This window comes from Sutcliffiella tianshenii (assembly GCF_016908565.1).
Taxonomy (GTDB): domain Bacteria; phylum Bacillota; class Bacilli; order Bacillales; family Bacillaceae_I; genus Sutcliffiella_A; species Sutcliffiella_A tianshenii.
The window spans coordinates 408446-432280 of record NZ_JAFBED010000003.1 but is presented as its reverse complement, the minus strand read 5'-3'; the positions used below and the strand labels follow the sequence as shown (position 1 = coordinate 432280).

At 42.1% G+C, this 23835-nt stretch carries 27 protein-coding genes and 1 pseudogene; 18 read left to right on the top strand and 10 right to left on the bottom strand.

Annotation, left to right across the window (positions count from 1 at the left end; genetic code table 11):
- The first annotated feature begins 63 nt into the window (after nt 1-63).
- The 3 genes from JOC95_RS09090 (at nt 64) to JOC95_RS09080 (ending at nt 1778) form a co-directional block, all read left to right on the top strand.
- The gene (locus JOC95_RS09090; protein WP_204415347.1) at nt 64-282 is read left to right on the top strand and encodes a hypothetical protein; all 219 of its coding nucleotides are present in this window, start codon (nt 64-66) and stop codon (nt 280-282) included.
- Between the two features lie 56 nt (nt 283-338).
- Complete coding sequence (locus JOC95_RS09085; protein WP_204415346.1) at nt 339-1217, top strand: HNH endonuclease; 879 nt, start codon at nt 339-341, stop codon at nt 1215-1217.
- A 90-nt stretch (nt 1218-1307) separates the two neighbouring features.
- A complete protein-coding gene (locus tag JOC95_RS09080) occupies nt 1308-1778 on the top strand; it encodes a peptide-methionine (S)-S-oxide reductase (protein WP_204415345.1) in 471 nt (156 codons plus the stop codon).
- A 79-nt stretch (nt 1779-1857) separates the two neighbouring features.
- Here the strand turns inward: JOC95_RS09080 and JOC95_RS09075 are convergent, their stop codons facing one another.
- Nucleotides 1858-2823, bottom strand: a complete 966-nt coding sequence (locus JOC95_RS09075) for a phosphotransferase enzyme family protein (RefSeq protein ID WP_204415344.1) — start codon at nt 2821-2823, stop codon at nt 1858-1860.
- A 189-nt stretch (nt 2824-3012) separates the two neighbouring features.
- Here JOC95_RS09075 and JOC95_RS09070 point away from each other — a divergent pair, with 189 nt between their 5' ends.
- The 3 genes from JOC95_RS09070 to JOC95_RS09060 all read left to right on the top strand — a co-directional run bounded on the left by JOC95_RS09070 (nt 3013) and on the right by JOC95_RS09060 (nt 4985).
- Nucleotides 3013-3543, top strand: a complete 531-nt coding sequence (locus tag JOC95_RS09070) for a C40 family peptidase (protein WP_204415343.1) — start codon at nt 3013-3015, stop codon at nt 3541-3543.
- A 170-nt stretch (nt 3544-3713) separates the two neighbouring features.
- Nucleotides 3714-4373 carry a Type 1 glutamine amidotransferase-like domain-containing protein gene (locus tag JOC95_RS09065; RefSeq protein ID WP_204415341.1) on the top strand — a complete coding sequence of 220 codons (660 nt, stop codon included), beginning with the start codon at nt 3714-3716 and terminating at the stop codon, nt 4371-4373.
- A 150-nt stretch (nt 4374-4523) separates the two neighbouring features.
- Nucleotides 4524-4985 (top strand): DnaA N-terminal domain-containing protein, encoded by a 462-nt coding sequence (locus JOC95_RS09060; RefSeq protein ID WP_204415340.1) that lies wholly within the window; start codon nt 4524-4526, stop codon nt 4983-4985.
- Nucleotides 4986-5057: 72 nt separating this feature from the next.
- On the opposite strand, the gene JOC95_RS09055 is transcribed toward JOC95_RS09060, so the two are convergent.
- Entirely contained in the window at nt 5058-5414 is a 357-nt protein-coding gene (locus JOC95_RS09055; protein WP_204415339.1) for a hypothetical protein, read from the bottom strand.
- 283 nt (nt 5415-5697) lie between these two features.
- On the opposite strand from JOC95_RS09055, the gene JOC95_RS09050 reads away from it, so the two are divergent.
- Complete coding sequence (locus tag JOC95_RS09050) at nt 5698-6723, top strand: ion channel (protein ID WP_204415338.1); 1026 nt, start codon at nt 5698-5700, stop codon at nt 6721-6723.
- Between the two features lie 41 nt (nt 6724-6764).
- On the opposite strand, the gene JOC95_RS09045 is transcribed toward JOC95_RS09050, so the two are convergent.
- Genes JOC95_RS09045 through JOC95_RS09035 form a run of 3 tightly spaced genes read right to left on the bottom strand, consistent with a single transcriptional unit; the run spans nt 6765 to nt 8765 of the window.
- Complete coding sequence (locus JOC95_RS09045) at nt 6765-7163, bottom strand: DUF350 domain-containing protein (protein WP_204415337.1); 399 nt, start codon at nt 7161-7163, stop codon at nt 6765-6767.
- Nucleotides 7164-7168: 5 nt separating this feature from the next.
- Nucleotides 7169-8422, bottom strand: coding sequence for a glutathionylspermidine synthase family protein (locus tag JOC95_RS09040; RefSeq protein ID WP_204415336.1), 1254 nt, complete (start codon nt 8420-8422; stop codon nt 7169-7171).
- 4 nt (nt 8423-8426) lie between these two features.
- A complete protein-coding gene (locus JOC95_RS09035) occupies nt 8427-8765 on the bottom strand; it encodes an aminotransferase yhxA (RefSeq protein WP_204415329.1) in 339 nt (112 codons plus the stop codon).
- A 148-nt stretch (nt 8766-8913) separates the two neighbouring features.
- Here JOC95_RS09035 and JOC95_RS09030 point away from each other — a divergent pair, with 148 nt between their 5' ends.
- Together JOC95_RS09030 and JOC95_RS09025 are read left to right on the top strand one after the other, a co-directional pair.
- Entirely contained in the window at nt 8914-9369 is a 456-nt protein-coding gene (locus tag JOC95_RS09030) for an RNA helicase (protein WP_204415327.1), read from the top strand.
- Nucleotides 9370-9702: 333 nt separating this feature from the next.
- Nucleotides 9703-9975: a hypothetical protein gene (locus JOC95_RS09025; RefSeq protein ID WP_204415325.1), complete on the top strand. Its 273-nt coding sequence runs from the start codon at nt 9703-9705 to the stop codon at nt 9973-9975.
- Between the two features lie 212 nt (nt 9976-10187).
- On the opposite strand, the gene JOC95_RS09020 is transcribed toward JOC95_RS09025, so the two are convergent.
- Complete coding sequence (locus JOC95_RS09020; RefSeq protein WP_204415323.1) at nt 10188-10802, bottom strand: hypothetical protein; 615 nt, start codon at nt 10800-10802, stop codon at nt 10188-10190.
- A 340-nt stretch (nt 10803-11142) separates the two neighbouring features.
- Here JOC95_RS09020 and JOC95_RS09015 point away from each other — a divergent pair, with 340 nt between their 5' ends.
- Both JOC95_RS09015 and JOC95_RS09010 read left to right on the top strand, forming a co-directional pair.
- Nucleotides 11143-11481 (top strand): PadR family transcriptional regulator, encoded by a 339-nt coding sequence (locus tag JOC95_RS09015; RefSeq protein WP_204415321.1) that lies wholly within the window; start codon nt 11143-11145, stop codon nt 11479-11481.
- Nucleotides 11481-12470, top strand: coding sequence for an HAAS signaling domain-containing protein (locus tag JOC95_RS09010; RefSeq protein ID WP_204415319.1), 990 nt, complete (start codon nt 11481-11483; stop codon nt 12468-12470). Before JOC95_RS09015 ends, JOC95_RS09010 begins: the two co-directional genes overlap by 1 nt.
- A 68-nt stretch (nt 12471-12538) precedes the next feature.
- Here the strand turns inward: JOC95_RS09010 and JOC95_RS09005 are convergent, their stop codons facing one another.
- Nucleotides 12539-12952 carry a VOC family protein gene (locus JOC95_RS09005; RefSeq protein WP_204415317.1) on the bottom strand — a complete coding sequence of 138 codons (414 nt, stop codon included), beginning with the start codon at nt 12950-12952 and terminating at the stop codon, nt 12539-12541.
- Between the two features lie 74 nt (nt 12953-13026).
- Here JOC95_RS09005 and JOC95_RS09000 point away from each other — a divergent pair, with 74 nt between their 5' ends.
- The 4 genes from JOC95_RS09000 (at nt 13027) to JOC95_RS08985 (ending at nt 16350) form a co-directional block, all read left to right on the top strand.
- Nucleotides 13027-13683, top strand: a complete 657-nt coding sequence (locus JOC95_RS09000; protein ID WP_338083081.1) for an RNA polymerase sigma factor — start codon at nt 13027-13029, stop codon at nt 13681-13683.
- 267 nt (nt 13684-13950) lie between these two features.
- Nucleotides 13951-14523 (top strand): TetR/AcrR family transcriptional regulator, encoded by a 573-nt coding sequence (locus tag JOC95_RS08995; RefSeq protein WP_204415313.1) that lies wholly within the window; start codon nt 13951-13953, stop codon nt 14521-14523.
- A gap of 5 nt (nt 14524-14528) precedes the next feature.
- Nucleotides 14529-15956, top strand: a complete 1428-nt coding sequence (locus JOC95_RS08990) for a serine hydrolase domain-containing protein (protein WP_204415311.1) — start codon at nt 14529-14531, stop codon at nt 15954-15956.
- A gap of 88 nt (nt 15957-16044) precedes the next feature.
- Nucleotides 16045-16350: a hypothetical protein gene (locus JOC95_RS08985; protein ID WP_204415309.1), complete on the top strand. Its 306-nt coding sequence runs from the start codon at nt 16045-16047 to the stop codon at nt 16348-16350.
- A 58-nt stretch (nt 16351-16408) separates the two neighbouring features.
- On the opposite strand, the gene JOC95_RS08980 is transcribed toward JOC95_RS08985, so the two are convergent.
- Nucleotides 16409-17623, bottom strand: coding sequence for an MFS transporter (locus JOC95_RS08980; RefSeq protein WP_204415307.1), 1215 nt, complete (start codon nt 17621-17623; stop codon nt 16409-16411).
- A gap of 228 nt (nt 17624-17851) precedes the next feature.
- On the opposite strand from JOC95_RS08980, the gene JOC95_RS08975 reads away from it, so the two are divergent.
- Nucleotides 17852-18571 (top strand): UTRA domain-containing protein, encoded by a 720-nt coding sequence (locus JOC95_RS08975; RefSeq protein WP_204415304.1) that lies wholly within the window; start codon nt 17852-17854, stop codon nt 18569-18571.
- Nucleotides 18572-18611: 40 nt separating this feature from the next.
- On the opposite strand, the gene JOC95_RS08970 is transcribed toward JOC95_RS08975, so the two are convergent.
- Nucleotides 18612-20342 carry an amylo-alpha-1,6-glucosidase gene (locus JOC95_RS08970; RefSeq protein WP_239582792.1) on the bottom strand — a complete coding sequence of 577 codons (1731 nt, stop codon included), beginning with the start codon at nt 20340-20342 and terminating at the stop codon, nt 18612-18614.
- Between the two features lie 115 nt (nt 20343-20457).
- Between JOC95_RS08970 and JOC95_RS08965 the strand changes: the two are divergent.
- Nucleotides 20458-21895 (top strand): annotated as a pseudogene (locus JOC95_RS08965) (PTS transporter subunit EIIC).
- A 242-nt stretch (nt 21896-22137) separates the two neighbouring features.
- Complete coding sequence (locus tag JOC95_RS08960) at nt 22138-22593, top strand: hypothetical protein (protein ID WP_204415302.1); 456 nt, start codon at nt 22138-22140, stop codon at nt 22591-22593.
- A gap of 154 nt (nt 22594-22747) precedes the next feature.
- On the opposite strand, the gene JOC95_RS08955 is transcribed toward JOC95_RS08960, so the two are convergent.
- A complete protein-coding gene (locus JOC95_RS08955; RefSeq protein WP_204415300.1) occupies nt 22748-23554 on the bottom strand; it encodes a hypothetical protein in 807 nt (268 codons plus the stop codon).
- Nucleotides 23555-23835 lie beyond the last annotated feature (281 nt).

Below are 23835 nucleotides of genomic sequence, written 5' to 3'. Positions count from 1 at the left end.
AGTAATTGGAATAATCGTGTTAATATTAAAATAAATGGTATTAGACTGAAGGCGGGTGAAAAAATGATAGGAAAAATTAAAACAGTACCTGAGAAGGCGGCATTTACAATAGGATTAAGTTTAATCTTATTTGTTCCATTATTTCTATTTTTGGTGTCAGTTTTATTCCCTTTAGAAAATTGGACAAAGATGATTATAAGTTCTATCGCAATTTTCCTTTCTACCCTATTTATCCTCAGTGCTGCTGATAAAAGGCATTCAAGGATTGGGAAGGGAAAGTGAAGCAAGGGGTTTATACATAAATAAAAACAGTGTGAAGTGGCTTAGGGGGATATCAGATGGCATTTTTTAGAACGGTCGGGAACGGGATTGGAACCTTGGCAGGTGGTGTCATTGGCGGAGGCGTAAAGCTGGCGGGCAAGGCGGTTAAATCGGAATGGGTGGAAGAAGTGGGGGACGGAATCAAAGTTTCTTCCAAATTTGCATTGGATAGTGCCGGACAGTTTATGGATGGCGCGGTTAAAACAACCTATGGCGCTGTGACTAAAGATGAGCTGATGAAGCGGGATGGATTCGGTGACCTGAAAGATTCCACCGGAAGGACGTTGAAGGGAATGGGGTCAACCATTGTCTATACAGCAAAAAACGCTGGGACGACCTTTGACGGCCTCGTAACCGGAAATAAGGAAAAAACGATGCAAGGCGTGAAGAACATAGGTAAAGTGGCCGCGGTTGCAACGCTTGCTGTCGGGGTGGTGGATGTCATAGATGGGGCTGACACGGCGGAAGCGGCAGAAGTTGAAACAAGGAATGATCATATGGACAGAACGGTCCATTCAGAGACAGGGGTCCCTTATGAATCTAAAACGGTGGAACTGGAAAATGGGAGCTACATCACAGGAGTATTCCCGGTTTTTGATGCGGCCTATGAAGTGGAACTGCCAGAGAGCATGTATCTTCAAAGTGACTACATACATTTCTCCTATGCCAATGTTGAATTATATGAAGAGATCCAGTCAAACCCTGGCCTGATCCAGGAGCTGGGATTAACGGAAATGGATATTTTGGCGCTTGAAAAAGGTGACACACCTGCAGGTTACACTTGGCACCACAGCGAAGACCCCGGCGAACTGCAGCTGGTGGAGCGGGAAGTGCACCATCATACCGGCCATACCGGTGGAAGAGAGCTTTGGGGCGGCGGGAGTGAGTATAGGTAAGAAAGCTCCGGCGACTAGACATGTCACTACCTGGAAGCAGAGAACCGTCCCCGTGCTTCCGGCCATATGACTTAAAAAGGAGATGCAAAAATGGAAATAGTATATTTTGCAGGTGGATGTCTTTGGGGAGTACAGGCATTTATAAAAACGTTGCCTGGTGTGACTTTTACAGAAGCGGGAAGGGCTAATGGATCAAGTCATACACTTGAGGGTGAGTATGATGGCTACGCAGAATGTGTGAAAACAGAATTTGATCCTGGTGTTATAACGTTAACGAGATTAATGGAATACTACTTTGAAATAATTGATCCATATAGTCTGAATCAACAGGGAGAGGACGTTGGGGAGAAATACAGAACTGGCGTGTATAGCAAAGAGGATAAACATCTGGAAGAGGCGAGGGCGTTCATCAGTAAAAGAAGTGATTCTGAACGCATCGTCGTTGAAGTGCTGCCTCTTACAAACTATGTGAGGAGTGCAGAAGAACATCAAGATAGGTTAGCTAGGTGCCCGGATGATTATTGTCATATCCCAGAGGAGCTATTAAATAAGTATAAGTAAGGGAATGGCTGTGACCTCTTTACAGTGCAAATCTAAAAAAGCACTCTTCCATTACATTCTGTAGAAGAGTGCCCTTTTCTTAAATATGTGCCATATCTTCAGTTAACTGGTTAATGAACGATTGGATATTATGGGACTGGATCCATTGAGTACCAAAGACATCATCGTTTTGCAGTAGAATATTCATGAACCATATGCGCCGCAAGCTGACAAATGCTCTTAGCGATTGTTCGTCCTCTTGATTTAAGGTTCTACAACTTTTATATCCTTCCAAAAATGCTTTCCAGCAAGAGGAGGCCAAATTACTATAATTATTTGTGAGATTCCACCAAAACACGGCCAGATCGTATGCCCGATAACCTGTGCTTGAGCAGTCGAAATCAAATGCTCCAATGACTCCATTGTCTATATGCATGTTGAAATTGTGGAAGTCCCCATGGCAAAAGCCGGTCTCTAATTGTTTATCCAGTACACTGCCCTCTATTTTAGTTATAACTTCCTTTAGTAATGCATCGTGCTTGTTACCCATTATGTGGTGGAGTACCGGCTTAATGCGTTCCATTGGTTCATACAATAAATGATGAAGATCCAGTTCAAAGGTGCGATCATGTGTGGAGGGAAAATCTTTCGTTGCTTCGTGAAGCCTCGCTAAAGCACTTCCAATAAGCCTCACATTATTTTCATTGATGTCCGGACGATTTCCTTCTATATAGGTAAAAAGCACACCATAACGTGTTCCCTCAGGAGCAGCAATTGTTGTTATGCTCTGCCCATCTCTTCTATTAATCGGTGTGGAAACAAAAAAATGATTTCGATCCAAGTGATTTAAGGCATCTAGCTCAAATAAAATAGCTGATTCCTGTCGCCAATCATGACGATACAATCGGAAAATGTATGTAGCAGAAGTCGTGGTTACTAAATACGTATCATTTAGTCCCTTCACAAGAAACGTGCAACTAGTAACAGCATCTATATCATAGTCTTCAAGAATATCCTTTATAGATTCCGTTGCGATCATCGAGTACTTTACTTTAACACCTTCCAATAGTTTTCCTCCTCAGAATGAGACAAAGTTATACATAATATACTCATAGATTCTCTTCTATGTCATCTTTAATTAATTTGATAAGCAAAGGTTGAATTTATAAAAAGGGAAAATAGTTCTTAATAGAGAAATCAATATTATGTATAGTTATCCTACGCAGAGGGTTATGGAAAAGGGTGTGATTATAAGTTGAAAGTAGAAGCAGGGGATCTAATTTTCGTTAAGGGGAATTGCTATGCCAGCCCGTTTATCCGATTTTTCTTAAAGTCCAATTACACCCATGTCACGATAGCGCTTGATGAAAAGCATATTTGTGAAGTGGACCTGTTCACTAAAATGGAAGTCTTGCAGAATCCATATACTGAATTTGATTTGTATCGATTGAAGGGGGATTTATCGAGTCAGCAAAAGGAGGAAATGGTAAGTTTTTTAAGAAAGAGATGCCTTTCCTCCAGAGGCTATGACTGGTGGAGAATTGTTTCCCTCTTGCTTCAGAAATACTTTCGGCAAAACATCATCATTCATTCACCCGAACGGTATATTTGTTCAGAAATCATCGATAAGGCCTATCAGCACTTAGGGATCGACCTTGTAGAACACCGCGTGACAGGCGACGTTACGCCGCTGGATCTGATCAGCTCTCCCAAGCTTCTATTAATCGATTCTGTTACGTGTCAGAGGGATCTCCATTTGGGCAAGGAGAAAAATATCAATCTATGAATTAATCATGCAATACTAGGAAAATAATTCTTAAACGAACGTTTGATTAAAAAAATTTCAAAAGCAGGCACTTCAAAGGGAACACCCGGCTGCTTTCAAATTAACTTTTTAAAATGATATGCTATCATAATTTTTATAGTTGAAAGATCGACAAAAGTGAAGGTGATAATATGAATAGGCATCTTTTTCTATTCGGAGGTGGTCCTCCATTTACAGGTGATATGGCAAAGCAGTTTGCAACAAAGGCATTGGCTGGGGGTTCTCCGGTCTCAATCTTATTTGTGGAGCGGGAAGGCTGGGAGGAGTATATGCACTGGTACACGCAGGAGTTGGAGCGGTTTGGGGTCAGTGAATTTAACTATTTGCCTCTTCCTTCGACTCCGATTGAAGTCGTGTTTGAGCGTGTGAAGAACAGTTCCGGGATTGTCATCGGTGGTGGGGACACCAATTTGTATGCTGATTACATCGTGGACACTCCTATCTCGCAGGCTATCAAGGAGAGATATGAGGCAGGCATCCCGGTTGCGGGCTTTTCAGCGGGGGCTTTAATCAGTCCGGAAGTTTGTGTGATTTCCCCTAAGGATAATGAGCAGAACGAATACCAATCAAGAAAAGGCTTGGGATTGGCAACGGATGTAGTCGTTGCCGTGCACTTTTCCGAGTGGGAAGATGAGGATCATTTGAGGAATGCGGTCAGTAAATACAAAGAGTCTATGAACTATGGAATCGATGAGAACACCGGTGTATACCTTTTGGATGGAGAGCTTGAGGCCATGGAGGGGAATGGGGTATATACGGTGGAGGATGGGGTGTTGCGGAAATTAAATTAAGCTGGATAAAGCATAACAGGGACGGTTCCCTGCTTCCAAAGCAGTGTAACCGTCCCTGTGTGCCTGAGAATAGCTTTTTGCTTCTAGATAAAAGTGGTTAAACTAAAAGTAATAGTAAGAGAATACGGAAAATAAGAGAGGTAGGTATATATGTCAAATGAAGAAGTAAGTATACTTTCAAGAAACTTATGGGGAGATGTTTTAGCTGAAATGTCCCGGAGGTTATCGAAACCTTCATATGACACCTGGATTGCACCATTGAGCGGGGAGGTATTTGAAGACGGTAAGCTAATAATAACGGCGCAGAATGACCTTTCAAAAGAATGGATCCAATCAAGATATAAACAAGAGCTGCTTGATGTGTTAAAAACGTTAACAGGACAGAATTATAAGATAAAGGTAACTTCAGTAGGAGAAAGTAAACCATTACCAAAAACCCGTATGAACAACGAGCAAGCAATAGGTTATATGCTGCTAGCGTGTAAAGAAGTCAATTTTCCAATTGAAGCGGTAAATCAGCTTCATGTGAGCATGCTTTCTCAGTTTGATTTTTACACACCTGAAGAAGCGGAGAAAGGAATAGAGTGGTTTAGTAAAACAGGTAAAGAGTGAGGGAAAGCACAGGGACGGTTCCCTGCTTCCAAAGCAGTCGAGCCTTCCCTGTGCGTCCCTACCTAGAGAGAACTAACAATCGCATGTAATGACGACGAATTCTCCTGTTCTCATTGAGACCGTTTGTGCTGGCGGGCCACTTACTCTTCGTTCGCAAAATACATCAAGAGTGGTTAAACCGCAAAAAATTCTAACGTATTGGTCGCCTCTTAAGTTAACGTCTGGTAATCTTCTCTTTGGAGCTCCAAAGATAGGCAAGCAAAACACAACACCAATCTCTCCAGGCCGTAAAATCTCTTCACTTGCCAGGGATGTTCTACTTCTGCCTTCTTCATCGACGATGGTAATTAAATGTGTGCCGACGTGAGGGATATTGAAGAGATTCCCCAATAAGCTCTGACTGATGGATTTTCTGTTATTTTCATCCATTTTATAACCTCCTTTTCATAGATTCATAGATATGATGTGCATTTGGGGGGATTCTGACAGGGCATGTATGATCTTTATTAAAAATTTAGCATTTATCATGATAGAGTTAATAGAATAAAGGGTATCCGTAATGTCTGGGGGATTATGTATCGAAGTTATGGTAAAAAGATTATAGAGAGCATAAGCTTTTGTTAACGGAAGCAGGGAACCGTCCCCGTGCTTCCGTATTACACAGTAAATGGTAAAATAGAGGAATGGAAATGTAAGAGGAGGGATATTCTGAGTGTGGATTTTGCAGCGGTTCATGAAAAACGTGATTAAGACGAATAATTTTGCGATTGTGCTTATTTCTTTTCTAGTGATTGGGGGCAGTTCCTATACTATTCATCTGTTGGAGCCGGAAACGTTTCCGACGGTTTTTGAGGGACTGTGGTGGACGATGACGACGGTGACGACTGTTGGGTATGGAGATGTGTCTCCGACAACGGTTGCTGGGAAGACCTTTGCGATGTTCTTGTTTATTTTCGGGATTGGACTCATTGGGGTTTTGATCGGGAAGGTTGTCAATCTTTTGTCATTGTATCAACGGTTGAAGGGGGAAGGGAAGTTGAGTAGTAAGAAGATCAATCATTACATTTTTGTTGGCTGGACAGAGAAGACGGAAAAAGCGATGGAAGAGATTTTGGAGGAAAATCCGGACGCGCGGATCGTGTTGATAGATTCCAAGAAAACAAATCCTTGTGACTTAGAGGTTGATTTTGTTCAGGGGGATGCGAGTGAGGATGCGGTATTGCTGCAGGCGAATGTCCTTGAGGCAAAGTCAGTGACGATCTTTTCGGATGATACGATTGAGGATGCCTCGCTTTCGGATGGGAAAACCCTGTTAGTCGCGTCCTCGGTTGAAAGGCTGTCAAAAATACATAATCGCAACGTCTATACGATTGTGGAAATTCGCAAGGAGAAAAGCATTCCGAACTTCTCTCATGCCAATGTGGACGAATTTGTGCTTTCTGGAGAGACAGCGTCACGATTGATGGCAAAGGCTACGCTATATAATGGTTCGACTCATTTGTTTAGTCAATTGACTAGCAGGATGCATGGCGATAATATTTATGAAATTGCTGCAGATCCTGCCTGGATCACCTATAAACAAGCATTCCATGAAATCCTTGAAAAAGGGGCCACCTTACTGTCGAACGGAAAAGATCTGGACATTAACAGAAGGCTGGATGAAAAAATCCCAAGCGATGCGAAGCTATATATCATCTGTGATAGGCAAACCTATGAAACGAAATTTAAAGTGGGATAAATGGAAGGAGCTCAAAGCAAAGGCTTTGAGCTCCGTTTTTTTTAGTACGTTAACGAACTGGCAATGATCCATCCAATGGACAAAGAGAACATCATCAGTAAAACTCCCACAGAGATGCGGTCTTCATTGATGGCCTCCTTAATGCTGTAATTGATGGTAACCACTTCTGCCAGTATGTAGAAGAAGATTTGTGCAACAATCCCGATTACTCCCCAGATGACCATATCCAGGAATGATACGGAATGTGCGATGGCAGATCCGATGACGAATGCCAGACCGAGAAGCTTTCCGCCCATTACAAGTGCGGCTGTTGTATTTCCTTGTGACACCTTTTTGATTTTTTCATTACGGGAAGTCAGATCAAACAAAAACAATCCAACAAATAAAAGAACAAATGCTGTTCCTGCGTAGATTCCAAACGACGCTAAATAGCTGCCCATTTCACTCACTCCTTCGTATCTTTACACCCTACAGGCATAAAATAAGATAAATTATCAATGATTTGTTTTCCTAGACGATATCCGAATGCACTTGCTTGTTCATTAATGAGAAAACAGCCAATCATCATGTGACCTTCTTTTTCTCCGTTGGTTGTCGGGAACATGATCTTCGGTAAGTCTATATACTCCTGATACACCTGCACATAATCAACATAGCTATTGTTGGGGTCTTCCTCGACCTTTTCCCCTGATGGAGCGTAGATTTTAACGGAATCGCCTTCCCTGCCGAATGTCGGCTTTTCCACATACTTTTTCCCTGCAGCAAGAAACGGCGCTGGCTCCAAGTAGGTGGCGAGAAAATATTCGCCAATCCACTGGTGCTCCTGCGGGGTAAAATAATCGCTGTTTTGCTCATGGAGCCCCCAAATGATGGCTTGAACGGCCTTTGATTGAAGCAAAAAGGCACTTAAAGGATTGATGATGCTAAGCTTACTTTGGCGGACCAGCTCCAGTAATTGCAGCCCGACATTCGCCCCGGTGGCCCCATCCTTATCGAGAATGAGGGATTCAATCGGGAACGTTTGCCTGTACAGGACATCGATCCTTCTGCCTTCCGCATCCAGCAGTGCTTCCCCTTCAATGATCTGCAGCTTATCCAAGGGTACATACTGGGAGGGAAGCTTGCATAGATCCTTTAAGTACAACACAGTTTGTTTATCTTCGAAATTTTCTTCATGGGAGGTAAACACGATGTTTGGGAACTCTTTTTTTTCCAAAGCCTGATAGCTCTCGAAAATCGCATTCTTTACGGCTCTTCCCAGACGTTCCTCTTCGTTGTCATTAGGATTAAGGCGCTGGAACTCCTTACATACTTCACCATTCATAAGGAATAATTCCTTGATAAAAGTAGGGGTGTCACTATTTATCTCCAAGACTTTATATGTATGGTTCGTTTTGACCAGATCCACACGCGAGATAACGGACTCAGCCTCGATGCTTTTGATTTTTAAGAAAGGAATCGTTTCTTTTGGATACCCCAAATCAAGAAGCGTATCCTCGTCCAGCTCCCGCAGTAGCCTGGCTGTTTTTGAAAATATCCTGCCTACCCGGTTTGTCACCGTCCGAATATGGGCTGCTTCCGCTTGTTCGATCTCATGGCAGGTGAAAAGTGCATACTCCTGGCCATATAAATAACTCCAGAAAGTAGGATACTTTGCATAAAAATCATCTCGTGACGTCTGATTGGCTTGCTCACTCATTTGTTCATCCCCCTGTATAAGAGGAGCCGCTGCCAAAGCCTTTACTTGGCTTCGTATTTGATTCAAAGGTCGGGCTGTTTCGGTAATTCTTATAGGATGAATCTTTCTTTAAGGAAGATAAAGTTGCAAAGAAAAATCCGCCGTAAAAATAATTGCCATGATAACTGGAAGAATCATCATCACATTGATACACGCCTTCTTCGTTATTCCATTCATACTCGTTACAGCGATCATCTGTCGGTTCTGGCGGAAGGGTGCTTTCTTCTTCTGACCCACATCCAGTCATACCGATAGCGAAAATCGTGGCAGAAACACTTGTTAATACTTTTTTTGTTTTTGTCATGGAGCCTACTCCTTTCGTGCAAAATCAACTAAGCTAATAGTAACAAAAAAAGGAAATGAAAAGGAGGGAGTTTGATAAAAATAAAAGATAATTATTTTTAATTTTGATATGATGACAGTAAATAACACTTGAAGGCAGGTGTCTCGAATTGGAACTGATCTATTATTTACACGATCGAGGAAGCTACAAACCCATTTATGAATATAAAAAAGGAACCGTCAGCGAGGATGAAATTTACGCAAGGCAGCTTTGTACCTTTTTCATTAAAAATGGTGTGCAATATAAATTAATATGCAATGAAGGGACTTTACATAACAGTACCGAAACCCTGACAGTGGAAAGGGATGACCTGGCAAGGGATTTTTATAAGCAAAAAACCTATCCTGAAGGCATCCACCTGGAATTCCGCGAATATCGATACCTTCAGGATATGCCGCTTCTCCATACAGAAGAATTGGAAAGTCATTGGACAGCCATCAAATATTTGCTGAAGGATATCATCCATCTGCCTGGCATTGGCGAATGTCACATAGACTCCAAGGAAATCGATGAGGACCGCCAATGCTATGTCATTTACATATCGAAAATCGTGAAAGAAGGGTAGAGGCTCGTTGCTACACTTTTATTTTATATAGAGAGAAGGATTGAGATGGACATCCTCCTATTGTGATTCTTCCTTTTACAGGGTTATATTTGCTTTTGGAAAGCTTGTGAGCAAAAGTCTTCTTCCGGTTGGGAGAAGACTTTTTTACGTATTCGGAAGCAGAGAACCGTCCCGCTGCTTCCCCCGCTGCTTCCATCGTGATTTATTGTCATGCAATGAGATATCAGAAACTATACTATTGGTAAGGCAATGCCATACAAAAACTAACGTGATCACACCATTCATGCTTAGACCATTTGCATGGTTGGAAATGTTTCACGAGATGGAGAGATTATGAAACTATTTATGATTTTAAGCCAACTATTTTATGTGGTGGGATTGGTTTTCTGGCTTCCGATTTGGGGTATGTCCTTCATGGCTTTTGATCAGGGTATTGCTTTCTGGAATACACTCTTTGTGCTAACCATCAGCGCCTACCCACTTGCGGTGATCATTTGTTCTATCCTGGCGTGGGTCCTTCATAACAAAAAGAGGCGAGCCGCAGTAATCATAAACCTTATTCCAATGCTGTGGGTAGTCGGGGCGGGGATGCTGGTGTTGCTTTAAGGGGACAGGTCCATTGTTCCGTTTGTGCCTAGTGTGCAGGCGGGATGATGGACCTGTGCTTTTGTCTATATTCAAGAAATGTACTTGATAGAAATCTATCAATGATAGAGTTAATTTTGCAAAGGCCCTGTGGTATTCTGTGAATGGACCGGCAGTAAGTGCATGTCTGTCCTTCTTCCCAAACCAAATCAACTCCGCTTCCTACCTATCTCTTATCCTGGGAACTGGTTCCTGCCCTCAACTCCAACTTCCGCGCTCGGTTCTCGAAATGCTCTGGTGATGGCGGTGATGATTTTCATTGTTAGGTAAGGTACAAAAGCGATGTAGATTCCGTAGTAGAAGCCATATTTAATCATGTCTGTTAAAGTAGTGGAATCATGTGTGATATAGCTCACGTATACTTCATTTTCAAGCATCTCAATGATTGTCACAAACAATCTGGTCGCTAAGGCAAAGCATCCTAAATAAAAGACAAAATTTAAAAACTTGGATCGGCCTCTGCTTAAAACCATGAAAAGGAAGGACAAGCCAAAAGCAATCCATATATGTGGGGTATAATTTGTGGAATATCCTAGAATAAAGTGACTGCCAATTAAACTGGCAACGACTAGTACAGCGCCGAAGATCAAAAGAAATAACGCACCTAATCCAGATTCCTCTTCCTTGCCATTTCCCTGTCCATACTCCTCTTCAAATGAGAAATATCCATCATTATCTTGATCATAGCCCCTACGAAATAATTCCTGTTCTATTTTGTAATTATCACTATGTCCGCTTTGATATAGTGATTCTAACTCACTTGAATTCTTATTTGAATATTTTGACACATGAACACTTCCTTTCCGGTATTTTACAAAGATAATGTATTATTCCTCCTCATTAATGATATTGGTATTATTTTACTACTAAAAATATGTCTATGCATTAATTACTTGTTATGTATGGCCCTTGAGTATAAAACGTAAAGAAGCCTTGAATGCATGGGCGCAACATATAGAATGCACCCCTCAAAAATGCGAATATGTGAAACTTCATGTAATAATTCTTTATCATATTCTTTATAAGAATGACCGAAAAATTATTCCTTTAATTAGTGAACGATTATAGTGTATGATACATAGTATAAAGCATATAGTGTATAACATACAGTATAAATGAGGTGAAACGATGGATAGATCTTTACTGACATCCATGACGACGGAACTGCGGAGAGGCACGTTGACATTAGCGGTTCTTAGTCAATTACGAACTCCGCAATATGGATATTCACTTGTTCAATTATTGGAGGAGAGCGGCATTTCTATCGAGCAAAGTACCCTGTATCCATTGCTTCGCCGCCTGGAAAAGCAGGAACTGGTTACAAGCAGCTGGGATAAAACGGAAAGCCGGCCGCGAAGGTATTACATTTTAAGTGAATTTGGAAAGGAAATATTGCAACAACTGAAGGCGGAGTGGGATAAGATGTCCCAAGAGCTGACCTTGTTGCTAAAGGAGGATGAGAAATAGTGAATCTGATTGATCTTTACATTCAAGAAGTGACCAAAAGACTTTCCATCAAGACCCGGGAAGATATAGCCCTTGAACTAAAGTCAACGATAGAGGATATGCTTCCGGACAATTACACAGAGGAGGATGTGAAAGAAGTTCTTTCTTCGCTTGGAAATCCAGCCGTGTTGGCAAGCAATTATCAGGAACGTCCAATGCATCTGATCGGACCGCGGTACTATGATCTGTATGTGAGTTTGTTGAAAATGATCCTTCCGATTGCCATGGGTATTACCATGTTGGTTTTAGTCGTAACCAGCATCTTCTCCCATTCAGGTGAAACGTCGTTATTGAATATGATTCTTACTATTTTGGGAGAAGGGATTTGGGGTGTGATCAGTACAGGGATCCAAGTGTTCTTCTGGGTGACTTTGGTTTTCGCAATCATTGAACGCACGGACTCTTCAAATAAGCAGCTTCCCATTACAAAGAATTTCAAGGAATGGACCCCTGATGATTTAAAAGATGTACCGTACCTTCCAAAGGAGAAGATGGTTTCTAAAGTGGAAGCGATAGGGGGATTAATATGGACGACGATATGGGCCACATGCTACTTTAACGCCCCCAATCTGATAGGAGTCTATGAAAAAGGTGAGGGCGGACTTCAGTTTGTGATGCCTACCTTTAATCAAGATGCTCTTCTGTCCTATTGGCCCCTGGTGGTCCTCATTATAGGATTGGAGTTAGCGCTCGTCGTCTATAAGTGGAGAACGGCAGTCTGGACGAAGTCATTGGCAATCTATAATGCACTTGCCCAACTGATTTCCTTGACCGTTTTCATCATCATTATCCGCGACTCATCCATCTTGAACGAAGCATTTGTCACGTATATGAAAGAATTATTCGGATTAGGTTTCAGCATGAAATGGGTATTAGTGGTAGCTGTGCTGAGCTTTATTTTCTCCGCTGTAGCTGAAGGATATAGAGGGTTTAAAAAAGCGCTGGGTTGATGGATAGAGCGGGGACGGTACTACTGTTTAGGAAGCAGAGAGCCGTCCCTCATCTATTAAAAATTCAATCAATTATTTTGAAGTTTTCTTACATTTTCACGATGATAAGGTGAATCAATCACTTCGTTAACAACGCTAAATGAATTTCCGTCTCTATCAAAGAAATCAAAAAATTTCATTCCTCCAAAATCATCTATTTCAGAAGTTACCACCCCGTTTTCATGGAAATGCTTGTAGGCTGCATCGATGTCGTCAACAAGGAAATTATAATAACTATTCTTGTTCTTTCCTTTTATCGTAAATTCCGTTGGTTGCGGGCTCTCCACTTGTATTAATGCCATTTGTGTCGGGCTGTTGGGAAAATAAAAACCTGCTCCTTCCTCCCACTCATCAATTTTTTTTACCCCTAAATTCGTTTCATACCAAATCGTGGATTGCTTTAAATCAGTCACCGGAATAAAAATACCACCAACTTTAAACATAGGCTCACTCCTTATTTTAAATTCATATGTTAAACGGATATAATAAAGAAAAAGTTACATTCAATTTAGAATTTTTGGAGGGTAAAAGTTTGGTCTTTGATAATTTAGAAGAAACAATTCAAAAACTATACAAATATTGCCTTAAGCTTTCACGATCTTCTTGGGGGGCAGAGGACTTGGTACAAGAAACCATGATGAAGGCGTACAAACTATCAAAAGAAAATCCAGATCGCACGCTTACATATTCTTTTCTCTATAAGATGGCAAAAAACCTGTTTATTGATGGGCAAAGAAAATACAAAAAAGAACAACTTTCCTGCGACAATGTAGAGGGTAGTGTGGAAGATTTCGCAGATTATGATAGCTTAATAGAAATACTGCTTATGACACTTCCATTGAAGCAGGCCATGCTCATCACCTTAAAGGATGTGTTTGGATATTCCACTAAAGAAATGGCTGCCATGCTTAGGGTAAGCAATGAATCAATTAAAACAACGCTGCACCGTTCAAGAAGAATCCTTCAGTCTTCGCCGCCTTCAGAACAAGCAAGTGATATTCCACATCCAACCATACTCCAAGGTATCTCGACCGCAATAAAGAAGCAAAATCCGCAGCAACTTTTTCTTTATTACCGATTATTGGAAGCCCGGAATTACAAAGTATTGCGCTCGTCCAATGCGAAAGGGTTTCATGTCGTTGATCCAAGCGGGAATGTTTTGGAGGTACGATAACATCCCATAATTTCTTGGGATGGGTTTCATAATACGTACCGTGCCCATTATTTTTTTTCTAGTCAGGCGGTACGATGAGAATCGGTGACTTTTTCAAAACCCTATATTCTAAACAGAGTCTTCTTCCGGCTGCAAGAAGACTCTTTGGTGCGCTTTAATTAGGAAGCAGAGAACAGTCCCGCTGCCACCCACACTAGGAATTTATTGACAAATATAAGTATTTATATTATATTTTGGTTGGTTGACCAACTAATAAAGGAGTTTCCTATGGAAAAGAAAAACAATAAAAGAAAACAGTTGATAGATGCAGCATATAAGGTTTTTGTGAAAAAAGGTTATCTTAATGCATCGATAAAAGATATTGCAAATGAGGCGATGATGACGCCTGGCCTGGTCCATTATTATTTTAAAAATAAGGAAGAACTGCTCTTATCCGTTCAGCAGGAAATACAGACAAACTATCATCGCAACTATGATGGAAAGAGTCGGGAATTGCCGTCCCTTAAAAGTACGTTAAATGAAATTAAATCCAGATCCCATGAGAATCCGGATTGGTATCGATGGAGATATGAAATCTATTCATTGGGGATGAAGGATGCGGAAGGCAACTTGGAACAGCAAGTACGAACAATACTCAAGGACGGACGGGATAGCCTTTCTAAACCAATGGAGAGCATACTAGGTGACACTAAGGAGTCAAATTCCCTGGCAAGTGTATTATTGGCTTGTTTTGACGGATTGGCGCTGCAAAGAATTGTAGATCCTGAGTTAGATATAGACCATTCCTATGAGGTCCTTCATGAAATGCTTGAACTTTATCTTAATAAAGAGAAAGGATAGATAATATGAAGAAATTAGTATTAAGCCTTTGGGTACTCATCCTGATGCTTCCACCATTACATACATCCGCCCGGGAAGATAAGGAAATTACTGATAGAATACAAGCGTTTATGGATCAAGCAATCGAGGAATACAATATTCCGGGGGCATCCTTGACTGTCATACATAATGGCTCATCCATTTTCCAGGACAATTGGGGCGAGATGAGTAATGGGGAGAAGGTCACAGAGGATACGACCTTTTTGATAGGATCGGTCTCCAAGCCCTTGACCTCTCTTGCCATCATGCTGCTTGTCGAAGAGGGAAAAATAAATCTGGATAGTCCCATAGATGCCTATATTCCTTGGTTCGCCTACCAGTCTGAGGTAGAAAAGAAGATAACTGTGCGCCACCTTCTACTACAAACAAGTGGAATAAGTTTTCTTGATGGATTTGAAGTGACGGATAACTTCGAAGAAAATAATGATATTAAGAGAGCTGCCAAAAAATTGAGTGGAGTCACTCTTGGACATCCTCCCGGCGAGGTTTATGGGTATAATTCAGCCAATTATCTGTTATTGGGAAGCATTATTGAAGCAGTCGCGGGCCAGCCCTTTGCAACCTTCATGGAACAGAAAATATTCTCGCCGCTTGGGATGAATAACACCACCGCTGATTATGAAAGCGCCCTCCAACATGGCTTAGTACCGGGCCATCAATCCTGGCTTGGGCAGCCCATGAAAAGTAAAGGGATGTATGACCATGCCGGGGCCCCTTATGGATATATGACCTCCACTGCCGGCGATTTATCTAGATTCATAGACTTCATGCTGGACGGAGAGGAACTTTTATCAGAGGAAGGATTTCAGATGTTAAAAAGTCAGCCGGAAGGTGACGGAAGCTACGGATTTGGGTGGCATTTTCCAAAGGAAGGGAGTGTCTACCCTTATCATACCGGTGCAACCCCTGATTACCGGGCAGAAGTTTTCTTTCTACCCGAGAAAAACCTAGGTGCCGTGCTTCTTACAAATAAGTATCATGAACTCGAGGCCGTCTCCTATTTAAGTATGATGGATGGAATCCGCGCTATAATGGACGGAGATGAACCAAGACTGATAGGTTTGGATAACAAAATTCAATGGATCACACTGGGTGTGGTCGTCCTGATTGCTATTGTTCTGGTCGGTAGTATATACCGAATGATAAAAAAGGATAAGGTGAATAAGAAAATCTGGCTATGCATTGGATTTTTATCCATTCTCCTTGGTGCAGGAATCATCCCATTATTTACGTTCATGATGGGTGTCACCTGGCGTACACTAGGACTTTTTGTGCCGGATATTCAATTTTTCCTTACATGTATGGTGGCTCTGCTAACGGTGTATGGTTTTGTTATCATTTTGACGGTTACTAGAAAAGGAAGGATTGCGCGGAAACGGTACGCTGCAGCTTAGCCCTTTTTCTTAGTCTGGTTATCTGAGAGTATACTAAAAAAATTTAATAGCGAAAATAAAAGGTAGTGGCAAAGGATGCTGATACATAATGGAGATTTTAGCAACAGTTTTTGGGATGCTCGGAGTATTTGTCTCGTTTCAGTTATTGTTAGCTCTCTTGTATTTAATTAGCAGGACGGCAGGAAACGTTTTTTATCGGTGGGTTGTCCATGACTTGGATTTCTTGATGGTTTTATCCTTTCCATTATTCGGGGGGACCCAGTATGTGGCAAGCAGGACATATCATCGTTTTAATTGGTTTTTAGCCAGGCTGTTGTTGATTCTTTTTTCCATATTATTATTGATTGTAGCCGTTGTTTTCTTTATCTTGTTCAGTTATTTTGCAGAAATGTAGTTGTCGTATAATCAAAAAAAAGTCTTCTCCCGGCTGGAAGAAGACTTTTTTATACGCTTCAATTAGGAAGCAGAGAACCGTCCCGCTGCTTTCTCGCTGTTTTCTTATCCAATCTATAACTCAGGAAGGTAAGAAAGCTGGCACACACTGCTACGATCGCGCCGACCCAGGTTACATGGATGAGGCCGCCTTGATGGTAGACGAATCCGCCGAGGGCTGAACCGAAGGCGATGCCGACGTTGCTTGCGACAGGCATGAGCGATGCGGCGAGTCCGGTTGCACTCGGCTGATAGATTTTGGCAAGGTCTATCAGGTAGAGCTGGGTGGATGTGGTCAAGAGAATAGCCGTTAACGACATCAGCCCAATGTTGATCAATCCCAGTGTAAAATAGCCTGTCGTGAAGTATAGGCTTGCCAGGATAAATGCCTGCACGAGAAAGACGAACCGCAGGCGGCCGATTGGATTGTGGCTTGCAATTTTACCTGCCAGGATGTTGCTGAAGATCGAGATGAAGCCGTAGACGAACAAGATCAAACTGATGGAATAGTCCGGTGCTCCCATTCCTTTTAAGATGGGAACGAGATATGTGAATACGGCATACGTTGCCCCGAATCCGAGGGCTGGAATGAAAAAGGCAATCAAGATCCTCGGGTTTGTCAGTAGGGTGAACTGATCCCGGATCGAGCTGCGAACCTGGCTGAGTCCGCTTGGCAGTACGAAATAGGAAGCCAGGAATGCGACTCCACCGAGTATCGTGGTCAGCATAAAGGTGGCATTCCAGCCGAACCACGATGACACGACCGTCCCGATCGGCACACCGACCACATTCGCAAGGGTAAAGCCGCCGAACACGAATGAGATGGCTAGTCCACGCTTTTTCGCTGGCATGGTTTCACTCGCCACGATCATGGCCAGGGAGATGAGCACACCTGTCACAATCGCTGTCAAGATCCGGAATGTAAGCAGCATTGCATACGATGTAGATAAGGCACACAGCGCATTGAATAAAATGAAGGCAACAATCAAAGCCAGCATCCATTTACGCTTAGGGAAATGGCTCGTTGCCGACATCACTAAGGGCGTGGCAATGGCAAACGTAATCGCAAACGCAGAAACGAGCGTACCCGCTTTTGCATTGGACATCGTAAGGCTTGAGGAAATATCCGTCAATATCCCCACTATCACAAACTCGCTTGTCCCAAGAACAAAGGTTAATAAACTAAGTGTAATAATAAGCAGCCAATGCTGCCTCGTCAATGTATCTGAATGCATAAATATCTCTCATTTCTTTGCTTGATGTAAGGTCAGATGGTTGATGAATAACCTAAACATCATAACATAAAAATTGCTCTTCAAGAAATTTTCCCGCAAGCAGAGAAATCCTGCGGGAGATTATGATACTATCTACTATATAAACAATGAGAGACTTATGCATTGGCAGGCAGATCTATTAAACCCTCCAAGCATATTACATACAGTCAGGTAACATGGGAGGCAATTATGCCAAAAACAAAATATGTGGAAATATATGAAGATTTGAAGCAGAAAATAGAAAAGAATATGTATGAGTATCAGCAATTGCTCCCTTCAGAGAATACGCTCGTAAAGGAATATGAGTGCTCAAGGAATACCGTGCGAAGAGCGATTGGTAATCTTGTGAATGATGGGTATGTGCAAACGAAGCATGGGCAGGGTGCACGGGTGATTTATCAGGATTTCAAGCAGAATGAGTATATGTTTGGGGAGACGGAAACCTTCAAAGAGTTTGCCCTTCGAAATCTTAAGAAGCATGAGACGAAAGTGGTTGTATTTGAAGAATTGACAGTGGATGAAGCGATTCATGAGCACACGCTGCTTCCAATCGGTGTCGAAGTGTACCATATCCAACGTGTCCGGCATTTAGAAGGCAACCCTGTAATCATGGACTATAATTATTTCAGGAAGGATGTCGTGAAAGGCCTGACTGTGGATATAGCGGAGGATTCCATCTATGAATATCTGGCAAGAGAACTGAATCAAAGGGCGGTCACAGCAAAGCGTAAGATGGTGGTGGAAAGAACTACCGAAGCTGACGAGAAATATTTGAAGCTGGATGGATTCAACAGCGTTGTGGTTGTGACGAGTCACATTTTTAATGCAGATGGCGTCATGTTTGAACATACTCAATCCCGGCACACTCCAGGGAATTTTGTCTTTTTTGATCAAACACAGCGAAAATGAAAAAGTGTACGAGAACGGATTCCATTCTCGTACACTTTTTTTATTTTGCCAGCTTCCCGGCGAGATGGATAAATACACTGGAAGTCCATGTGTGTGCAAGGTCTCTTAGTCCTTCTCCCGTTTCTGCGTGGAAGTTTTCTGCAAATCCGCCTTTTTTGCAGAGTGCCAGAAATTTCTGGGCTACTTCTTCGGCAAGTTCCTGTTCGCCGCATTCTTCAAATGCCTCTGCGAAAAGAAGGGTGGTAGGTGCCCAGATCGGTCCTCTCCAGTACGCATCCTCTTCGTACAAGGGACTGTCGATTGCTTCTGAGGCAATTCCCCACTCTGTCAAATACTTGTCGCTGCGTAAGAGCTGAATGATTTTTCTTCTAGCCGCTTCCGGCAATCTATTAGCAATAATAACTGCCATGAGTGGAAGGATCGATTGACTCTCAATAATTTTTGCATCTCTTGTAAAACGAGCTCTTGGAACATCATCAACCAGAAAGTAATCACAAAACTTACTTGTGTACAGTTCTGCTTCTTTTTCCCAGTACTCTTTATCCTGTTCACGGTCCAACTTTCCTGCCACTACAGAAAGCATCTCCATCGATTTGATCATGAATGCAGTTAAGTCAGGGGAATCGATGATATTCGCGTCCCTGAAAACAGTGCTGTTATCCTGACCTGAATCATTGCCGTGATGGTACTCGCAGATGCCATCCTTATTGTAATCCTTATACTGAAGATAAAATTGAACATGTCTTTTGATCTGAGAAAAAATCGTCTCCAATTGCTCGGTGGAAAGCGTCATTTTCTCCATCATCTTCAATACGAAAAGCCCTTGAACCGGGGGCTTCGAGAAATTCCAGCGGATGGTCGAATCACTGACGGACCCGGGAATCTGCCCTTTCTCATCCTGGTGATCAAATAGTAGTTGTATCTGGTCCCAGGCAAGCTTATCATCTACTCCTGCCAAGGCTAGGGCATTAAAGGCATTATCCCAGCTCCATACACCAGGGAAATTCGCATTCGACATATACATGGCTTTTCTTTTCAGAAGGCCTTGTTCATTGACGATGCAACTCCAGTTCAGGTATGCGGCTTCTCTTAAGGTTTGCTCGTATCCTTTTGGGACAGCAGGTTGTTTTGATAAAAATTCCAAAAAGTGATTCTTGCTTTTTTCTAGTGCCGCTTCGAACGAATAGGATCTCTTTTCAGGCATGCAGCCATGTGTTGGCACATCTTCTATTACACATAGGAAGTCTTCAGCATCCACTTCAGAGGTTATGTGTATACTAGACATATTATCTGCCTTATTCGTACTACCTGTCGTGTCCATGAATACATTCTGCTGCAGGCTGACAGAGCCGTTTGGTGCGAAAATCATGTACTTGGTCAGATTTTTGTAGCTATTCACAATACAGAATTCTTCACCGGCGTTTCCCAATAGATAGTTATATTCAAAGTTGAAGACAGGCTGGGTATCAAGTGTTAGTCCAACATTATCTCCACTGCCTTTTACAAAAATTCTCTCTGAATCTTCAAAGCAGAGGTGCATTTCCCCTCCATCGAATGATAGGGAGATCTGGAATTCATCGGCTTTATATGTGTAGTCAACAGGAGTACCATTCACTGTAGGGATAATTTTGAGGGCGTTCTGATGCTGCTTGGATTTTCCTCTTACAGAATTAATGTAAATCCCATTTTTCCCGGGGGTTTCACTCTCTTGGTATGTGAGTGCCATGTAAGAACCGAAGTGGCTCATCGGCGTGACTCTTATATCCAACATACAACACTCCTTTTTAGAATTTGCTTGACATCATGCTATAACAATTTATACTGTACTATATCGAACTTGTTTAAACAAGTTAAAATATTTTTGTAAGCGATTAACCGAGGAGGTCATGAGATTGGGATTCAAAGAGAATGTTGCTGATATAATAAAAAATATCGGCGGACCTGAAAATGTCAGTAATGCATCGCATTGTGTGACTCGACTCCGCTTGATATTAGTAGATGATAGTTTAGTAAATAAAGAAGCATTAGAGGAAAATGAATTGGTCAAGGGAACGTTCGCAGCAAATGGTCAGTTCCAGGTAATCATTGGTCCGGGATTGGTTGAAAAGGTTTTACAAGGAGTTTGTTGACCAAACCGGTGCAGATGAAGCGTCTACTGATGAAATGAAAAAAATCACTGCTGAGAAAGGCAATGTCATTCAAAAAGGTGTAAGGATCTTAGCGGATATTTTCATCCCGATACTGCCGGCTATTGTTGCTGCCGGGCTACTTTTAGGGTTAAATAACCTGCTTGCCAACCCTGGTATTTTTTATGATGAACAATCGTTGCTTGACGTGCACACCGGCTGGACAGGCTTTGCTGAGTATATCAATGTGATTGCAAATACAGCGTTTACATTCCTGCCTGTACTCATTGCATGGTCTGCTGCCAAGAAGTTTGGAGGCAGTCAATTACTAGGTATCGTTTTAGGTCTATTGTTGGTCCATCCTTCCTTGATGTCTGCTTATGCGTACGCAGAAAATCCAGGGGATGTGGAGCATTGGAGCCTTTTTGGCTGGGACATTGCGAGAATCGGCTATCAGGGGCAGGTTCTTCCCGTTATTTTTGCAACATTGATCTTAACTTGGTCTGAAAAACAGTTGAAGCGTTTTATCCCGGATAACTTACAAATGCTATTTGTGGCACCGCTTGCATTAGTATTTACGGGTCTGGTGACGTTCGGAGTGGTTGGACCGATCACGATGACAGGATCGAATTGGATTACGGATGGTATTTTATATCTATTTGAGGTATCCCCTGCATTGGCCGGCGCTGTGTACGGATTTATCTCCGGGCCGCTTGTCATCACAGGCATGCATCATATTTTCTTGGGTGTAAACCTGCAAATGGCAGGAACACTCGGTTACGTCACCTTATGGCCGATCGGAGAAACGGTTACACTCGCTCAAGGTGCTGCCGCATTGACGATGTTCTTCATTATTAAGCAGAATAAAAAGCTGAAGGGTGTTTCCCTCACTGCAACCTTGTCTGCTTGGCTTGGGGTTACGGAACCTGCCATTTACGGGGTTAACCTTCGATTTAGATATCCATTCATCGCCGTTATGATCGGAAGTGCAATCGGTAGTGCGTACTTGGCGGCTCAAGGTGTGAAAGCTACCTCTGTAGGTGTGGGAGGCGTACTATCCTTCCTATCCGTCTACCCTGAACACTGGAGCTTCTACTTCCTCGGGATGGCGATCACTTTTGTCATAACTGTTGGGTTAACTTTCGTGTTCTTTAAGAGTAACTTATTTAAAACGGTTGATGAAAAGTCAAAGTTATAAGACTGGTGGTTCTTGTTGCCACTCTGAATTAGCCAAGCATTAATTTTAAAGCCATCCGAAATCCATTGAGATTCGGGTGGCTTTTTGATTTTTAATAAAGTTGTTGTGATTATTACTCTACCTTTTTATCTTCCAATAATGATGAAGGTTGGAAGCGACGATACGGCTTGTCCAGGAAGAATTCCGCATATATTGGGGTATGGAACCATAAGGATAAATTCCAGAAAAGCAGGTGAAGGATCATGAACTTTTTCGATAAATTAAAGAGCGGCGTCAACATTATCAAGGAAGGAAAGGGTATACCCATCCCTGTCACAGCCAACATGCTTCAGGAGGTGCTTCGGCGAAATGATAAGCTGCAGGAGGTTGGGGTAGAAATCACAGGCGGCGAAATCACTGTCACCGGAAAAGCGGAGGCGGACTTTAAGGTGACAAAGAAGGACCTTTCATTCTCCATCACCCTCGAGCCGGTTAGGATGGAAGGAAGGGAGCTGGTCTTCAAGATTGCCAAACTAAAACCCTTGAACCTTAGCATCCTCAATAAACGTATTTTCGATAAGCCGCCACACCTTACCTACAAGAGCGGTCATATCAGGATTGATTTTAATAGCTGGGATATCATCCGTAAGATTCCTGTCGGGAAGATCAAGAGTTATAAGGTGGTGGAAGGGGCGATTACGGTTGTGGTGGGGGTTTGAGTTTTTATCGGTAATTTGAAATTAAAAGTGAAGGAAGCATGGAGATAATTATCTCAGCTTCCTTTTATTATCTGTTACCATTAGGTGAAAATCATAGGTATTTGTGCAAAGATACATTTAAAATTTTTCTGAATCGAGGCATCTGTTCACTCTTCTACTCCACAAAAATCAATTCATGCAAGCTCTCCCCGCCATTCGTACTCTTGTAATAGGAAACAGAATATTCCCCTTTGGGCAGATGATCAGATTCCTGCAAAAACGCCACTACCTTGTCGAATGTCTCCTGGGCAGTCGAGTTGAAGGAAGGTTCAATACTAATTGATATTTCTGGTAGATATCCTCTTTCCAAGCTCTCATTACCTTCATAAAGATATTTCTCCATCAGTTCTTCATACTTTTGTATGTTGCTGAATTCGCCTTCCTTGTAATCCTCCGATATGTTCCGTACAATACTTTCCTCTTCCTGTGGGTCTTCAATATAGGCCGAAGTTTTGGCTAGCACCTCAATCTGATCCACCTTGATTCCGGACTCCAGACCTTCTATTTGCTTCCAAACTTTTTCATGCTTTTTCTTGAACAGCTCAGCCAAAAGAAAACCGCCAAAATCCTTCAATCCTTTCCCATACTCCCCGGCCACGTCAATCGTCTGTATCTCTTTTTTATTTTCACTATTATCCTCGAGCAGCACAATGGCTTGAAATTTGAAAACGGGATCCCCTTTCACCTTGACCGGCACACTTACTTTATTTTCATCGCGTAACGGGATTCCATTTTGAAAGCCGAACTTCATTTCCTCCGTATCGGGAACTAGCGTCAGTCCATAATCCTCCTCGCCTAATCGGATGATTTCTTCTTCTATGTAATCTTTTACGTCTTGTTCCCTGATAAACTCTTTCGCATCCCCTGAAACACACCCAGTCAAGAACGAAATTCCCATTAGTAAAAGAACCGCTCTTCTCATCACACACCTCTCTTTCAGAACTTCTTAGATTTCATTATACACATTGCATACCCTGTTACTGCAGGGTGAATGCAAAAATGGCATGGTTGTTTAGAGGTATATTATTGTTCGGGAAATATCGACAACTTTTTAATGTATACCAGGATAGTTTATCCGCGAAATTTATGGAAAAGGAAGGTCCAATCGAATCTATTTGAAAATATAACCAGCTATGTCACGTGCTTTTAATAAGCTGTTAATACGGTTGTAACAGATAATTCAAACCCGGTTCATTTTCTCCC

What these genes read in the sequence shown, in the direction of transcription:
- JOC95_RS09035 (WP_204415329.1), bottom strand. Translation starts at nt 8,765, where the DNA reads ATGACAAAAACAAAAAAAGTATTAACAAGTGTTTCTGCCACGATTTTC.
- JOC95_RS08970 (WP_239582792.1), bottom strand. Translation starts at nt 20,342, where the DNA reads ATGTTGGATATAAGAGTCACGCCGATGAGCCACTTCGGTTCTTACATG.
- JOC95_RS09015 (WP_204415321.1), top strand. Translation starts at nt 11,143, where the DNA reads ATGGATAGATCTTTACTGACATCCATGACGACGGAACTGCGGAGAGGC.
- JOC95_RS08995 (WP_204415313.1), top strand. Translation starts at nt 13,951, where the DNA reads ATGGAAAAGAAAAACAATAAAAGAAAACAGTTGATAGATGCAGCATAT.
- JOC95_RS09005 (WP_204415317.1), bottom strand. Translation starts at nt 12,952, where the DNA reads ATGTTTAAAGTTGGTGGTATTTTTATTCCGGTGACTGATTTAAAGCAA.
- JOC95_RS09065 (WP_204415341.1), top strand. Translation starts at nt 3,714, where the DNA reads ATGAATAGGCATCTTTTTCTATTCGGAGGTGGTCCTCCATTTACAGGT.
- JOC95_RS09085 (WP_204415346.1), top strand. Translation starts at nt 339, where the DNA reads ATGGCATTTTTTAGAACGGTCGGGAACGGGATTGGAACCTTGGCAGGT.
- JOC95_RS08955 (WP_204415300.1), bottom strand. Translation starts at nt 23,554, where the DNA reads ATGAGAAGAGCGGTTCTTTTACTAATGGGAATTTCGTTCTTGACTGGG.
- JOC95_RS09080 (WP_204415345.1), top strand. Translation starts at nt 1,308, where the DNA reads ATGGAAATAGTATATTTTGCAGGTGGATGTCTTTGGGGAGTACAGGCA.
- JOC95_RS08985 (WP_204415309.1), top strand. Translation starts at nt 16,045, where the DNA reads ATGGAGATTTTAGCAACAGTTTTTGGGATGCTCGGAGTATTTGTCTCG.
- JOC95_RS08975 (WP_204415304.1), top strand. Translation starts at nt 17,852, where the DNA reads ATGCCAAAAACAAAATATGTGGAAATATATGAAGATTTGAAGCAGAAA.
- JOC95_RS08980 (WP_204415307.1), bottom strand. Translation starts at nt 17,623, where the DNA reads ATGCATTCAGATACATTGACGAGGCAGCATTGGCTGCTTATTATTACA.
- JOC95_RS09090 (WP_204415347.1), top strand. Translation starts at nt 64, where the DNA reads ATGATAGGAAAAATTAAAACAGTACCTGAGAAGGCGGCATTTACAATA.
- JOC95_RS08960 (WP_204415302.1), top strand. Translation starts at nt 22,138, where the DNA reads ATGAACTTTTTCGATAAATTAAAGAGCGGCGTCAACATTATCAAGGAA.
- JOC95_RS09025 (WP_204415325.1), top strand. Translation starts at nt 9,703, where the DNA reads ATGAAACTATTTATGATTTTAAGCCAACTATTTTATGTGGTGGGATTG.
- JOC95_RS08990 (WP_204415311.1), top strand. Translation starts at nt 14,529, where the DNA reads ATGAAGAAATTAGTATTAAGCCTTTGGGTACTCATCCTGATGCTTCCA.
- JOC95_RS09045 (WP_204415337.1), bottom strand. Translation starts at nt 7,163, where the DNA reads ATGGGCAGCTATTTAGCGTCGTTTGGAATCTACGCAGGAACAGCATTT.
- JOC95_RS09055 (WP_204415339.1), bottom strand. Translation starts at nt 5,414, where the DNA reads ATGGATGAAAATAACAGAAAATCCATCAGTCAGAGCTTATTGGGGAAT.
- JOC95_RS09040 (WP_204415336.1), bottom strand. Translation starts at nt 8,422, where the DNA reads ATGAGTGAGCAAGCCAATCAGACGTCACGAGATGATTTTTATGCAAAG.
- JOC95_RS09060 (WP_204415340.1), top strand. Translation starts at nt 4,524, where the DNA reads ATGTCAAATGAAGAAGTAAGTATACTTTCAAGAAACTTATGGGGAGAT.